General features: G+C 64.3%; 11 protein-coding genes. 6 read left to right on the top strand and 5 right to left on the bottom strand.

Annotated features, from left to right (window positions below; translation table 11 throughout):
• Positions 1-15 precede the first annotated feature (15 nt).
• Positions 16-2,217 (bottom strand): hypothetical protein, encoded by a 2,202-nt coding sequence (locus AC5E6W_RS01415; RefSeq protein ID WP_491750470.1) that lies wholly within the window; start codon positions 2,215-2,217, stop codon positions 16-18.
• Between the two features lie 250 nt (positions 2,218-2,467).
• On the opposite strand from AC5E6W_RS01415, the gene AC5E6W_RS01410 reads away from it, so the two are divergent.
• Together AC5E6W_RS01410 and AC5E6W_RS01405 are read left to right on the top strand one after the other, a co-directional pair.
• Positions 2,468-3,616 carry an acyl-CoA dehydrogenase gene (locus tag AC5E6W_RS01410; protein WP_491750559.1) on the top strand — a complete coding sequence of 383 codons (1,149 nt, stop codon included), beginning with the start codon at positions 2,468-2,470 and terminating at the stop codon, positions 3,614-3,616.
• 324 nt (positions 3,617-3,940) lie between these two features.
• Positions 3,941-4,951: a 6-bladed beta-propeller gene (locus AC5E6W_RS01405; RefSeq protein WP_491750469.1), complete on the top strand. Its 1,011-nt coding sequence runs from the start codon at positions 3,941-3,943 to the stop codon at positions 4,949-4,951.
• Between the two features lie 37 nt (positions 4,952-4,988).
• Here the strand turns inward: AC5E6W_RS01405 and AC5E6W_RS01400 are convergent, their stop codons facing one another.
• Positions 4,989-6,323, bottom strand: a complete 1,335-nt coding sequence (locus AC5E6W_RS01400; protein WP_491750468.1) for a M16 family metallopeptidase — start codon at positions 6,321-6,323, stop codon at positions 4,989-4,991.
• A gap of 111 nt (positions 6,324-6,434) precedes the next feature.
• On the opposite strand from AC5E6W_RS01400, the gene AC5E6W_RS01395 reads away from it, so the two are divergent.
• On the top strand, positions 6,435-6,854 hold the full coding sequence (locus AC5E6W_RS01395) for a hypothetical protein (protein WP_491750467.1): 420 nt from the start codon (positions 6,435-6,437) through the stop codon (positions 6,852-6,854).
• Between the two features lie 31 nt (positions 6,855-6,885).
• Here AC5E6W_RS01395 and AC5E6W_RS01390 read toward each other — a convergent pair whose 3' ends face one another.
• On the bottom strand, positions 6,886-7,353 hold the full coding sequence (locus AC5E6W_RS01390) for a YybH family protein (protein ID WP_491750466.1): 468 nt from the start codon (positions 7,351-7,353) through the stop codon (positions 6,886-6,888).
• Positions 7,354-7,446: 93 nt separating this feature from the next.
• Between AC5E6W_RS01390 and rlmN the strand changes: the two genes are divergently transcribed.
• Positions 7,447-8,751, top strand: coding sequence for a dual-specificity RNA methyltransferase RlmN (gene rlmN / locus AC5E6W_RS01385; protein WP_491750465.1), 1,305 nt, complete (start codon positions 7,447-7,449; stop codon positions 8,749-8,751).
• On the opposite strand, the gene AC5E6W_RS01380 is transcribed toward rlmN, so the two are convergent.
• Positions 8,748-9,554, bottom strand: a complete 807-nt coding sequence (locus tag AC5E6W_RS01380) for a DoxX family protein (protein ID WP_491750464.1) — start codon at positions 9,552-9,554, stop codon at positions 8,748-8,750. The genes rlmN and AC5E6W_RS01380 overlap by 4 nt on opposite strands.
• 237 nt (positions 9,555-9,791) lie before the next feature.
• Positions 9,792-10,886, bottom strand: coding sequence for a gluconeogenesis factor YvcK family protein (locus tag AC5E6W_RS01375; protein ID WP_491750463.1), 1,095 nt, complete (start codon positions 10,884-10,886; stop codon positions 9,792-9,794).
• A gap of 182 nt (positions 10,887-11,068) precedes the next feature.
• Between AC5E6W_RS01375 and AC5E6W_RS01370 the strand changes: the two genes are divergently transcribed.
• Positions 11,069-12,262 (top strand): pyridoxal phosphate-dependent aminotransferase, encoded by a 1,194-nt coding sequence (locus AC5E6W_RS01370; RefSeq protein ID WP_491750462.1) that lies wholly within the window; start codon positions 11,069-11,071, stop codon positions 12,260-12,262.
• Positions 12,263-12,360: 98 nt separating this feature from the next.
• Positions 12,361-13,506 (top strand): mannose-1-phosphate guanylyltransferase, encoded by a 1,146-nt coding sequence (locus AC5E6W_RS01365; protein WP_491750461.1) that lies wholly within the window; start codon positions 12,361-12,363, stop codon positions 13,504-13,506.
• The last annotated feature ends 51 nt before the right edge of the window (positions 13,507-13,557 follow it).

The raw sequence follows: 13,557 nt of genomic DNA, 5'->3' as shown, positions 1-13,557 counted from the left end.
GGTTCCGGGCTTCGGTCAGCTGAGGGGCTCGTCAAGGGTGAAGGCTTCGATCTTGTTGGCGAGGTCGGACTTCGCATCCTCCAGCGCTTTCTGGCGGAGGGTTAGTTCGGCCTGGGCGGCATGGATGGCGTCTTCGGTTTTGTTGAGATCGTTGACGAAGCGGTCGCGGGCGGTGTGGTCGGCGGAGGCGAGGGCTACGACGTTGGCGCGCTGGCGGTCTTCGTCGCTGCGGAGATCGGTGAGTTTGGTATTGATCTCGTTGACGCGGTCTTGCGCATAGGAGACTTTGCGGCGGGCTTCGAGGACGGGTTCGAGCGCTGCCTTGAGAGCCGCATTGTTGTTGGTCTGCTGCAGCATGAACTGGATTTGATTGTCGTTGCTGTTGGTGAGGTAGTAGGTGTTGAAGCCGCTATGTTTGGCCCCAACGTGGAGACGCACGGTCGCGCCGGGATCGACCTCGGTGCGGAAGCGATAGACGGTGGCGGTGGTCTCGACGGGCTTGGGGTTGCTATCGAGCTCCCAGTCCTTGACGACGGGCACCTCGGAGACGACGGTACGCTGGGTCGCCGCGGCGTTATGGAAGACGAGGGTCATCTCGTGGATGTCGGCGCGATGGATGTCGAGGACGCCTTTGGAGCCGCGGATGAGGGTGACGTGGTTGGTGGTCTTGTCGCCTTCGGTGGTGACGTGCACGGCCTGGTCGGCGGCGTAGGAGACGAGGCGCTTCTCGTTGGCGTGGACGGGGTCAAGCAGGCCTTCGCCGGCGAAGTTGCCGGACTCGATGACGGTGAAGCTGCCGCGGTCTAACGTCAAGCCCGAGGCATTGGTGAGCCAGAGGGCGCGCAGCGGCTGCGAGATGCGGCCGTTGGCGTAGGAGACGAGGGTGACGCTCTCGGCGGGGATCTTGGTCTGCAGGATGGGGACGAGCGCGGACTGGTTCTTGAGGATGGTGACGGGGTTGTCGAGGGTGTAGGCGAAGTAGTCGTCGAAGGCGGAGGCGGAGCTGTTGGGGGTGATGGAGGATGCCGCTGCGTTCTCATAGAGAGCCTCAAAACCACCGCCGGAAAAGCGATCGTTCTGTGCGAGGGGCCCTCCGGCCGCTCCAGGCATGCCGCCGATGATGCCTCTGGAAGCGCCTCCGGCCATGCCGCTCATGCCTGCAACGCCGACGGATGAAAGGGCGCGCCGGGTCATGATCGTCGGCACGGGCGGGGGAGGTGCGTCGGCCATGACCGATTTGGGTGATGTGTTTGGCTCCATAGAGCTGTCAAAGGTCTGCGGCGTGAGCTGGGCTTCGATGGCGATGGGGATCTCGGGGCGGCGGGAGTAGATGGGCTGGGAGAGCGGCTGGATGAAGCTTTGCGGGGCGCCGGCGATGAGGGAGAGGTGGACGTTGACCCAGTCGGCGCCGGTGGTGTTGTCCACAACGGACCAGCCCTGGAGCGTCGTGGTGCTTCCACTGGACGACGGCGTGAAGAGGATGCGGTAGGTGGACTTCCAGACCGGCACCTCGGAGATGTAGGAGACGCGGATCTCGCGCGTTCCTGTGCCGTTGTCCTGGAGGGTGAGGTGACGGAGGCCCTGGGAGCGGTTGGATTCGACGAGCTGGAGATAGCGGCCGACGGACTGCTGAAGCGCAGGGTCGAGCAGACGGACTGATGTGGCGGAGGTGAGTTCGAGGGTGCGGACCTCGCCCGAGTCGGAGACGACGGTGAGATAGCGGCGCTCGGCGGCAGGCTTGGCATCATCGCCGGCGTTCGTAGTCCGGGTTTCGATGGAGAGCAGGCGGCCGGTGATGGAGCCACCCGGAGCGTGGACCTCGACGCGGGCGCCGCGGATGGCGGCGTAGAAGTCGGCTGCGGAGGAGTCGTCGCTGAGAGTGAAGGGGAGGGTGCGGAGCTGCTGGTCGAGGGGCGTGGCGGAGTTATAGCCGGCGCCGGCGATGCGGCCGCCGCCGAGGTCGATGGCGGTGAGGGACTGGAGGACATCGTTGAGCTGGGCGCTGGTGAAGTCGATGGTGACCGCGCCATTGCCGGTGACGTTGCCGGTGTGCTCGAAGAAGCCGACACCGTTTTTGTAGAGCGAGACGCTGGTGACGGGGAGCGTGGAGGCGGTCGCGGGATGCGGCGTTGGGTGCGCGGGCTTCGCTGGCTGTTGCGCGGAGAGCGAAGCGGATGCGGTCAGCGTGAGGACGGCTACGGGAAGCGGGAGGCGCATGATGATCCCCTGGCGCGCGAACGCGTCTTAATGGAACTCTGAGTGGGCCCGAACGGCGGCTGACTTCTGCGCCATTAGACACCGCGGAGGAGAAAACGGGATCACGGGTGGCGGAGATTCTTCCTGGTGTGGTGGCGCCTGGGCGCTGCAGCGCGCGGCCAGCGTTGTCTCGACTGTGCTAGCTTGCGTGGCGCAGAGCAGCGCGATGCGCGGTGGTGTGGAACGCAGCGCGGAAGGGCCGGGTAGAGAGATGTTCGAGCTGAATGAGGCACAGGAGCAGCTGCGGCAGGGGATTCGCGACTTTGCGGAGCGGGAGATCGGGCCGCACGTTTCGGAGTGGGATGAGAAGAGCGAGTTCCCGGCAGAGATCGTGAAGCAGCTTGGCGCGATGGGGCTGATGGGAGTGATCTTCCCGGAGTCGCTGGGCGGCGCGGGCATGGGTTACGTGGAGTATGTGCTCGCCATCGAGGAGTTATCGCGCGTGGATGGAAGCGTGGGAATTATTGTGGCGAGTCATAACTCGCTGTGCACGAACCACGTAATGCTTGCGGGCAATGATGAGCAGAAGAAGCGCTGGGTGACGAAGCTCGCGAGCGGAGCGTGGCTTGGCGCGTGGGGACTTACGGAGCCAGGGTCGGGCTCGGATGCGGGAGGCATGCGGACGACAGCGACGAAGGTGGATGGAGGGTGGAAGCTCAATGGCTCGAAGACGTTCATCACCAATGGAAGCCATGCGGACTGTGCGCTGGTGCTCGCGGTAACGGACAAGGAGAAGAAGACGCATGGCGGTATCTCGGCGTTTCTGGTGGAGAAGGGGACGGCTGGATTTCGTGCGGGGCGCAAGGAGAACAAGCTGGGGCTGCGGGCGAGCGATACGTCGGAGCTGATCTTCGAGGATTGCTTTGTGCCGGACGATCACCTTGTGGGCAACGAGGGTGAGGGCTTCAAGGATGCGATGCGCGTGCTCGATGGCGGGCGCATCTCGATTGCGGCGCTGGCGCTGGGCATCGCGCGGGGAGCGTTGGATGCGGCGCTGAAGTATGCGCAGCAGCGACGGCAGTTCGGGCGGTCGATCAGCGACTTCCAGGCGATTCAGTTCAAGCTCGCGGACATGGCGACGCAGCTGGAAGCCGCATGGTTGCTGACGATGCGTGCGGCGCGGATGAAGGATGCAGGGAAGAACGTGACGAAGGAGTCCGCGATGGCCAAGCTGTTTGCGAGTGAGGTCGCGTGCCGGATCTGCGATGAGGGTGTGCAGATCCACGGCGGCTATGGATTCATCAAGGACTATCCGGCAGAGAAGTTTTATCGCGATGTGAAACTGTGCACGATCGGCGAAGGGACGAGCGAGATTCAGCGGATCGTGATTGCTCGGGAGTTGCTGAAGGCGGGATTGTAAAGAGAGCGGTTCCTCTTCAGCGGGTGAACATACTGCGTCTCCGATGCCCATGGACGTCTCAGCAGAGGGCCTCTTGCGTCGAAGGACTGGCGCAGGTGATTGGGACGGGTCTTCTGGCTTCTGTCTTCTGACTTCTGCAGGAGCGGTGCGGCGTCGACTGCGCTGCTAAGCGAAGTTGTTGCTGTTGGCTTCAGTCGCCGCCGGGATCCTGGCGCCGAGATGGTGGAGTCAGGCCGAGGTTCGTAGCATTAGCGACTGCAGCGGGGATAAGGGAATCCAGGGGTGCTCAATGCCCACTCCCTCAATCGCTGCTAGACTCTCGCCATGCTCGCGCCGCTGGACTCTCACCATGCTCGACCCAGGCTGTTGCTTTGCTTCGCGCTGCTCACGGCGGCGCACCTCTCGCCGGCTCAAACGCCTTCCCGATTGACACCGGCAGAGATCGAATCGAGGGCCGAGGCGGCCGACCGTCTGAAGGCGCTGATCGAAGCCTCGCCCCGTCTCCCGCTCACGCCGCACGACCTCGCCGTCCAACTCCCAGAGGGTCAGGAACTCGGCAAGGTCTCATGGATCGCACGCGACAGAAAGACTGGAGTGGTATGGCTCATCCAGCGGGGTGATAAGGCTGATCCGGTCCTCGCCGTCGACCCGCAAGGACGTATCCTCCATGCCTTCGGAAAAGGCCTCTACACCATCCCGCATGCTATCCGCCTCGACCACGACGGCAATGTCTGGACTGTCGATGCTTCCAGCTCGCGCATCCTCAAATACACGCCCGACGGCAAGGAGCTGCTTCGCATCGAGGTCGGCGGTCAGCCCGATATCCCCAACCCCTTCAAAGGCACGACCGACATCACCTTTGCGCCGCACGACCGTATCTTCATCACCGACGGCTATGGCAACGCCCGTGTCCTCGAGTACACCGCATTCGGGAAGCTGGTTCGTGAGTGGGGAACCCATGGCAACGGTCCTGCGGAGTTTCATCTCCCGCACTCGATCGTGGTCGACGAAAACGATGTGCTGTATGTTGCGGACCGCGAGAACGGTCGCATCGAGAAGTTCGATCTCGAAGGCAGGTTCCTCGGAGAGATTGGGAGTCTGGGCCGCACTTATTCGCTTGCACTGGGGCCGGACGGCAGCTTGTGGGCTGGTACCGCGCCGTTGAACGCACCGACCGGAGCTCCCGGCTGGATCGTCAAGCTCGATCGCAAGAGCGGGAAGATACTAGGCTACGTTCCAGTGACCGAGGGCGGCGGTCTGCATACGGTGGAAGACGATGGCCATGGCCATCCCATGACCACCATCAATAACCGCATCGTGGTATTCACGCCTTGATGGAGGGCCAGCATCACTGTCGTCGAGCCAATGCGGTTTAGCAGGCGAGGTCGGTGCGGGTGATCTTGAGGGGGCCGAGGTTGCCCAGCAACGTGAGGGCGATGCGGTCCTGCTGCAGGAGATCGTTGGCGAGGCGCTGGATGTCGGCGGCGGTGACGCGTTCGACCTCGGTGACGATCTCGTCGATGGAGAAGAAGCGGCCGAAGTTCATCTGCTGGCGCGCGAGGGAGTTCATGCGCGAGGAGGAGCTTTCGAGCCCCATGACCATGTTGGACTTGATCTGGTCTTGCGCGCGGGTGAGTTCTTCGGCGGAGACGGGAGTCTGCTTGAGGCGGGTGAACTCGGCGAGGGTGAGTGATAGCACCTCGCGGACGTTGGCGGCGTCGCAACCGGCGTAGACGGCGAGCGAGCCGGTGTCGCGGAGCGGGTTCATCTCCGAGTAGATGGAATAGGCCAGGCCGCGGTCCTCGCGGACGGACTGGAAGAGCCGCGAGCTCATGCCGCCGCCGAGGATGTTGCTCATCAGGTAGGCGGCGTAGCGGTCGGGGTGGGCGACCTGGATGGACTCGAGCGCGAGGCAGAACTGCACCTGCTCGAGGGATTTCTTTTTGCGCAGCGTGATGTGCGGGTAGGTCTTGGGTGCGGGCTCGTGCTCCAGGCGCTGGCTGCCAGTCGCGGAGAGCGAGGCGAAGGTGGCTTCGACCTGGGCGAGGAAGTCGTCGTGGTCGAGATTGCCGGCCGCGGTGAAGAGCATGTTCGCGGGGGTGAAGCGGCGGGCGTACTCGTCGAGCACGATCTGCTGGGTGAAGCTGGAGACGGTGGCAGCGGTGCCGAGGATGGGACGGCCGAGGGCGTCGCCCTTCCAGAAGGCCTGCGAGAAGAGCTCGTGCACGAGGTAGTCGGGATTGTCCTCGTCCATCTTGATCTCTTCGAGGATGACGCCTTGCTCGCGCGCGATGTCTTCAGGGGCGAAGGTGGGATGGAGCACCAGGTCGCTGAGCAGGTCGAGCGCCGCGGGGACGTTCTCGTCCAGCACCTTCATGTTGAAGCAGACGGTTTCCTTGCCGGTGAAGGCATCGAGGTTGCCGCCGATCGCGTCGACCTCGCGGGCGAACTGCGAGGCGGAGCGCGTGGTCGTTCCCTTGAAGACCATGTGCTCGAGGAAGTGGGAGATGCCGTTGACCTCGGGCGCTTCGTCGCGCGAGCCGGAGTCGACCCAGACGCCCATGGAGACGGAGCGCAGATGGGTCATGCGCTCGGTCAGGACCAGGAGGCCGTTGGAGAGGCGAGTAGAGCGGATGTCGCGGGAGTGTGGGGTGGTGAGCGTCGCGGCTGGATCCAATGTGGGGGCGACGGGAACGGAGATAGGCATCACGAATATTGTTTCACAGCGGAGAATCGTGAAGCCCAGCCTTCAGCGCATGGAAAGCCGTATCTCACGCCTGGGGTTGGTGATAGTTTGAGCGGCATAGGAGAGGCGATCATGAGCGAAGGCTGGCGGGAGATTGAGGCGCGGGCGGCGGAGGCAAGCCGTGGCGGGGATCGTGCGCGGGCGGTCGAGCTTTACGTCGAAGCTGCCACGAAGGGCGCAGATGCAGGGGAGGAAACTCCGGGATGGCCGCACGCGATGCGGCACGCGGCCGCGCTGCAGCGCAAGCTGGGAGAGCTCGATGCGGCGCTGACGAATGCCCGCGCGGTGGTGGCGTTCTATCGCGAGCAGGTTCCTTTGCCGCTGGAGATGGCCAACGCCCTGCGGGTGCTGGCGCTTGCCCACCAGGCTCGTGGCGAGGAGGAGTCCTCAGGCAGCTGCTGGACGGAGGCGCGTGCTCTCTACGCGCAGGCAGGTGTCGACGCTGGGGTGCATGAGGCGGATGTCAGGCTGCGCGAGATCGGCTTGCACTGAGGACACTGTGCGGTCTGGAAGCGGGGTCGTGTCACTCCGTCGCAGGCTGGATGATCTCGCGAATCGAGGCCCAGCCGCTGGGGCTCTGCTGCGAGCGGACGTATACGATCATGGACCGGCCCTTGAATAGGAACGGAGCGCCGCCGTGAAGCGGTGTTCCCCGGATGGTGAAGAGCGTCTGTTCGACGGCCGTATCGCCCTGGATGAGCAGACTCTCGACGTTGTTCTCCACGAACTCCAGGTGGAACTGCGCGAGCGTGCTTTGCAGATCGGAGGCTACGGCTTCGCGGCCAATAAGCACTTTCTGGAAAGCGAGGGCCTTGTGGACCTGGGGATGGTGGTACCGCATGGCAGCGGCGACATCGCCGTCGGAGAACGCCTTGCGGATCGCGGCGCTGGTGCGCTCCAGGGCCGCCCGGTCGCCTTCCTGGGCGAGCGAGGGGCAGGACAGGCAGAGCATTGCGAGAGTCAGCAGGCAGAGCAGGCGAAAGCGTCTCATCTGGGAACCTCTCAGGGAGGTTCCATTCTAGGCGAGTCCCAGTGGCGTCGCTCGCCGAGTTCCGGTCCGGCGCGGGGGTCGTAAACTAGAGCGATGGAGACGCGCGCACTCTTTGGGATGGGGCTGGTAGAGCTGACGGAGCAGATGAAGAGCCTCGGTCAGAAGCCCTACCGGGCGCGGCAGGTGTGGGAGGCGCTGTACCGGCAGCGCGTGGCGAGCGTGGAGGATATGACGACGCTCTCGCAGTCGCTACGGGACACGCTGATGCAGGACGGTTTTCGCGTCGGGATGCCGGAGATCGTGCAGACGGCGGTATCCGTCGACGGTACCGAGCGGTACCTGATGCGCATGGCCGATGGTGAGACGGTCGAGACGGTGTGGATGCCGGATGGCGATGGCGGCGAGCGCGGGGATGGCTCCGAGGCGGCTGAGGAAGAGGCCGGCGAGGTGGAGACAGCGGAAGAGGCGGTCGCTGGTGTAGCGCAGCAGAGCAGCAGAACAGCACAGGAGCAGAACAGCGGAACAGCAGACCAGGACCTAGCGGCAGGCGGCGGCTATTGGGATCGTAGGGCTAAGGGCCGGGCGAAGTCGGAGTTTGGGGCGCTGGCGGAGCGGGGTTTTCGACGGGCTACGATCTGCATCTCGTCGCAGGTGGGCTGCGCGGTGAACTGCCAATTCTGCCTGACGGCAAAGCTGGGGATCCGGCGGAATTTGACGGCGGGAGAGATTGCAGGGCAGGTGGCCGCGGTGCTCAATCGCCAGACGATTCGCATCGGCAAGGACCGCATCAACCTGGTGTTTATGGGCATGGGCGAGCCGTTCCTGAACTACGACGAATTCATGAAGAGCGTGCGCCTGCTGGTCGAAGGGATTGGCATTCCGGAGTCGCGGATGACGGTGTCGACTTCGGGGATTCTGCCGGGCATTGAAGCGTTTGCGAAGGAGACGATGCGGCCGAAGCTGGCGCTGTCGTTGAATGCGTCGAACGATGTGGTGCGGGAACGCGTCATGCCGATTACGCGCAAGTGGAACATCGCGCAGCTGCTGGAGGCGGTGTTGAGAATTCCGCTGCGCACGCGGGAGTGGGTGACGTTCGAGTACGTGCTGCTGGGCGGGGTGAACGATCAGCAGGAGCATGCGCTCGAGGTGTTGGAGCTGCTGAAGGGCGTCCGCGCGAAGGTGAACCTGATCGTGTGGAACCCAGGGCCGGGGGTCGACTACCACCAGCCGAAGGCCGAGGATGTAGCGCGCTTCCAGGCAATGCTGATCGAGGGCGGGATGGCGACGTACATCCGGCGGCCGCGGGGGCGGGATATCTATGCGGCTTGCGGGCAGTTGAAGAGGACTGTGGAGCCGGAAGCTCGTCAAGGGCTGGTAGCCATCAGCGCTGCGAGCTAGCGGCCGCGGGACAGGTTATCGAGGGCCATGTCCTGATACAGGGAAGGGACCTTGGGCGAGGTTGCCATCAGGAGCGCGGCTCCGATGAGGGCCACGAGGACTTCGCCGTGGATGCGGGCGTTAGCGTCCAGGTGGTCGGCGCGGATGGCGGGCACATCGAGCAGAAAGAACCAGGTCGCGAGCATGACCGAGAGCAGTAATGCTGCCGGGCGGGCCAAATAGCCGGAGAGCATGCCGAGCCCCGCTGCGATGAAGCAGCCGCCGGTGAAGCGGACAATAACCAGGTGAAGGATCAACCAGTCGGGCAGCTGCCCAGCGAAGATGCCGGTGTAGAGGAAGTGGTTCACTCCGAAGCTGATGAGGATGAAGGCGAAGAGCGCGCGGGCTGAGAGGAAGAGGTAGTTGCGGTCGGTCTGCAGCGCCAGCCGGCTGAGCACGAACGACCCGCAGGCGAGGGCGACGGGGATGAGGAAGCGGTTGCGCTCCATGGGGTCGTGCAGGACGTCGATGAGGTGCAACAGGTGCACGGCTGCTCCTGCCATCAGCACGACGCCCAGCAGGAAGCTGGACTCGCGGACGCGGAAGCGGGAGAGGAGCGCGACACCCAGGACCGGCAGGAGGACGCTCAGGATCAAGGCCAGCATGGCGGGTTGCGGCGAGAACCAGGGCAGCGGAGGAAGGCCGTCCAGCGGGTGGCCGGCGAGCGCGAACTCCACGCCGAAGGCGATCATCGCGGCGCCGAGGATCACGCGCCCGAAGAAGGCGCGTGGCATCTTGAGCGCGGTGCTGGGAGGCTTACCCATGGACGTGAGGCCATGCTAGACCATTTTTCCTGTTGCTGGGTATCCCATGATTGGTGTGCAGCGGCGTTTTCATTGGGGAAAACGCCCATGGAGACCGAGGCCCCGGACTACACCTACAGGAAAATGGTCTAGCGCAAGGAATGGCTGGCGGGCAGTCCACCGATTGGTGAGGGTGGGATAACCCTTCCGGGCGGCAGGGGTCCTCAGACGGATGGCGAAGACCTTGTCGCCCGATCGTCAGCCTACAGTGGTGGGTTTCGGCTGCAGGGCGAGGGTCATGAGGGTGGAGGCTACCTTGTCGTAGCTGTGGCGGAGGACTTCGCCCTCGTGGAGGTAGTTGCCGATGATGGGCTCGACGCCGAGGGCGCGGACGCGGGCGAGGTCAGCCTCGATGGGCGTCTGGCCCTCGCGGGCGTACTGGTCGAGCGTGGCCGGGAGGATGGGCGCGGTGTTGATGAGCGCGTAGTCGAAGATGCGGCCGCCGGCGTGGTTGAAGATGCGCTCGATATGTTGCGAGGCGGAGAGGCCGAGCGACTCGTTGGCCTGGGTCATCAGGTTACAGATGTAGACGCGGGTGGCGGAGCTGGCGCGCAGGGCCTCGGAGATGCCGCGGACGAGCAGGTTGGTGATGAGCGAGGTGTAGAGCGAGCCGGGGCCGAGGGTGATGAGGTCGGCGGCGGCGATGGCCTCGAGGGTCTCGGGCAGGGGCGGCGCGTCGGAGGGCTCGAGCATGAGCTCGACGATGGAGCGCTTCGACTTGGTGATCTTCGTTTCGCCGCGGACGATGGTGCCGTCGTCCATCTTGGCGGCCAGCGTGGCGTTGGCGGTGGTGGAGGGGTAGATGCGGCCGCGCGTGGCGAGGATCTGGGAGCTGGTGTGGACGGCCTGCGCGAAATCTCCGGTGATGCCGGAGAGCGCGGCGAGGAAGAGGTTGCCGAAGCTGTGGCCCTCGAGCTCCCCATGCTCGAAGCGGTACTGAAAGAGGCGGGAGAGCAGGTGCTCGTCCTCACTGAGGGCGACCATGCAGTTGCGCACGTCGCCGGGGGGAAGCATGTTGAGGTCTTCGCGGAGGCGGCCGGAGGAGCCGCCATCATCGGTGACCGTCACGACGGCGGAGAGCTCACCGATCAGGCATGGCGGCGTCGGGCAGATTCCCTGGACGATGCGGCGATCCGGCACGTGGGGCGCGGAGGGATAGAGCCGGCGCTCGAAGTTGGCAGCCGAGACCCCAGGCACACTGACGTAGCGCTTGAGGCCGCGCAGCAAGGTGGAAAGGCCGGTCCCGCCGCCGATGGCGACAACACGAAGCGGACGGGGAGACGATTCGGGCATCGCTTCAGTGTAAGCGACGGGAGCGACCGCCGTAGGTCCATCCTGCATCTCGCAGGCCCGAATGGGGACCGCTTCCTGCAACGGGGGACACGGCGCAGGGCGACGGGAACGGTTGTCTCGAGGGATGGAAATGCGGGTGCCGCAGATGCGAAGAGCGGGATGAATCTGAGACACTAGGAGGCATGATCGCCGAAGCACAGAAGACCCTTACCGACCGCATTGAACGCATCGAAGTCTCGGCCACGATGGCCATCACCGCCGAGGCGCTCAAGATGAAAGCTTCGGGCATCGACCTCGCCGATTTCGGCGCGGGCGAGCCCCACTTCTCGACTCCCGCGCACATCAAGCAGGCTGCGATTGACGCCATCGAGAAGAACTTTACGCGCTACACCGCGGTGGCCGGTATCCCGGATGTGCGCAAGGCAGTGGTCGAGCGCCACGCCACAGACTTTGGCACGCAGTACACGCCGGAAGAGTGCGTGTTTACGGCAGGCGGCAAGCTGGCGATCTTCAATGCGGTCGAGGTGCTGATCAATCACGGCGATGAGGTGATCGTGCCGGTGCCGTACTGGGTGAGCTACAAGGACATCATCGAGTTTGCCGGAGGCACGCCGGTGTTCGTCGAGACGAACGAGGCGGAGAACTTCAAGCTGACCGCGAAGATGATCGAGGACGCGATCACGCCGAAGACGAAGGCGATCATTCTCAACTCTCCCTCGAACCCCTCAGGCAATGTGATTCCGACGGACGAGCTGTACGCGATTGTGCGGCTGGCGCACGCACGCGGCATCTATGTGCTGATCGACGAGTGCTATGCGTACCTGAGCTTCAATGGCGAGCTGGTCTCCGGCGCAAGCGTAACGGAAGCGAAGGAGCACATCCTGGTGCTCGGGTCGCTCTCGAAGACGTATGCCATGACCGGGTGGCGCGCGGGTTTTGCGCTGGGTCCGAAGAAGATCATCGCGGCGATGAGCAAGCTGCAGTCGCAGTCGACCTCCAACACGGCGACGTTTGTGCAGAAGGCTGCCGTGGTGGCGCTGAGCGGCGACCAGACCTGCGTCTCCGAGATGCGCGCGGACTACATCAAGCTGCGCGACCGCATCCTGGAAGGCTTCAAAACGATTCCGGGTCTCACCTGCACGGTGCCTGAGGGCGCGTTCTATGTCTACCCGAACATCAAGCACTTCATCGGCAAGGGCGGCATCAAGTCGGCGAGCGATCTTGCGTCGAAGCTGCTGACGGAGGCACACGTGGTGACGGTGCCGGGCGAGCCGTTCGGGACGCATGAGCATGTGCGTCTGTCGTATGCCGTCTCAGCGGACGTGATCGACAAGGGTGTGGAGCGGATGCGCGACTTCCTCGCCAAGCTTGCGTAGCTCCTGCTCGCTGAATTTTGTTGGATGAAGTACGAACGGCAGCCCTCGGGCTGCCGTTTTCACTTTTATGCGGGCGGCATTCGGTACGATAGGGAACAATGAGTGAATCCACGCAGGGTATACGCTTTGCTCCGGTGATTCTGGCCGGCGGCAGTGGTACACGGTTCTGGCCGCGGAGTCGCCGCAGCCGGGCGAAACAGGTGCTGGCTCTGCAGGGGCAGCGCACGATGATCCAGGACACGCTGGCGCGGCTGGGGCCGGTGGCTTCCTGCGAGGACACGTGGGTGGTGACGAACCACTGGCTGCGGCAGGTGATCGTGGACCAGCTGCCTGCCATTCCGGGGAGCCATGTGCTGGCGGAGCCTGCGCCGCGAAACACGGCTCCGGCGTGCGCGCTGGCGGCGTTCCTGCTGGAGAAGACCGAGCCCGACACGGTGCTGGGCATCTTCCCTTCCGACCATGTCGTGAGCAACGATCGCCGTTTCGTCGAAGTGCTGCAGAAGGGCATCGCGCTTGCCGCGGCGGGAGACAACATCGTGGTGCTGGGGGTGAAGCCCACGCGCATCGAGACCGGCTATGGCTACATCGAGCGGGGCGCGCGAGTGCGCCGCGACGAAACCCAGGCAGGGTTTGCGCCGATCGACGTCTATCGCGTTCGCCGCTTCCGTGAGAAGCCTGATCCGGTGACCGCGGAGCGCTTCGTCGCGGCGGGGAACTTCGTGTGGAACGCGGGCATCTTCCTGTGGAGCGCGAAGACGCTGGCGAATGCGGTTCGCGAACATGCACCGGAGATGGCTCCGATCCTGGAGAGCATTGCCGCGGCCTATGGCACGCCGCAGTTCGAACGCGTCTTCCGCGAGGAGTATCCGAAGTGCGAAAACATCAGCGTCGACTACGCTGTCTTGGAGCCGCGTTCGGGCAAGGGTGAATCGCGATCGAACATCTACTGCCTGCCGGCGGACTTTGGATGGAACGATCTCGGCTCATGGGCCTCGCTGCATGAGCACCTGGGCGAGGACGATCGCGACAACGTGATGGACGGCGAGACCACGGGGTTATTCGCTATCCAGTCCGCAGGTAACTACGTGTACGCTCCGGGCAAGACTGTAGCTCTGCTTGGCGTCGACGGGCTGGTGGTGGTGGAGACGGCGGACGCGCTGCTCATCACGACGCGGGCGCGCTCGCAGGATGTGTCCAAGCTGGTGCGTGCGATCCACGAGAGTGGACGCGAAGATCTGATCTAGACGCGCAGAGATGCGAGATACGAAATACGAGACGCGAGAGGCGAACCCGCA

This window comes from Bryocella sp. (assembly GCF_058498515.1).
Note: the sequence above shows the minus strand (reverse complement) of the source record. Positions and strands in the feature narration are given on the sequence as shown.

Excerpts from the sequence above, each read along its gene's own strand:
- AC5E6W_RS01415 (WP_491750470.1), bottom strand. The coding sequence starts at position 2,217 with ATGCGCCTCCCGCTTCCCGTAGCCGTCCTCACGCTGACCGCATCCGCT.
- AC5E6W_RS01410 (WP_491750559.1), top strand. The coding sequence starts at position 2,468 with ATGTTCGAGCTGAATGAGGCACAGGAGCAGCTGCGGCAGGGGATTCGC.
- AC5E6W_RS01405 (WP_491750469.1), top strand. The coding sequence starts at position 3,941 with ATGCTCGCGCCGCTGGACTCTCACCATGCTCGACCCAGGCTGTTGCTT.
- AC5E6W_RS01400 (WP_491750468.1), bottom strand. The coding sequence starts at position 6,323 with ATGCCTATCTCCGTTCCCGTCGCCCCCACATTGGATCCAGCCGCGACG.
- AC5E6W_RS01395 (WP_491750467.1), top strand. The coding sequence starts at position 6,435 with ATGAGCGAAGGCTGGCGGGAGATTGAGGCGCGGGCGGCGGAGGCAAGC.
- AC5E6W_RS01390 (WP_491750466.1), bottom strand. The coding sequence starts at position 7,353 with ATGAGACGCTTTCGCCTGCTCTGCCTGCTGACTCTCGCAATGCTCTGC.
- rlmN (WP_491750465.1), top strand. The coding sequence starts at position 7,447 with ATGGAGACGCGCGCACTCTTTGGGATGGGGCTGGTAGAGCTGACGGAG.
- AC5E6W_RS01380 (WP_491750464.1), bottom strand. The coding sequence starts at position 9,554 with ATGGGTAAGCCTCCCAGCACCGCGCTCAAGATGCCACGCGCCTTCTTC.
- AC5E6W_RS01375 (WP_491750463.1), bottom strand. The coding sequence starts at position 10,886 with ATGCCCGAATCGTCTCCCCGTCCGCTTCGTGTTGTCGCCATCGGCGGC.
- AC5E6W_RS01370 (WP_491750462.1), top strand. The coding sequence starts at position 11,069 with ATGATCGCCGAAGCACAGAAGACCCTTACCGACCGCATTGAACGCATC.
- AC5E6W_RS01365 (WP_491750461.1), top strand. The coding sequence starts at position 12,361 with ATGAGTGAATCCACGCAGGGTATACGCTTTGCTCCGGTGATTCTGGCC.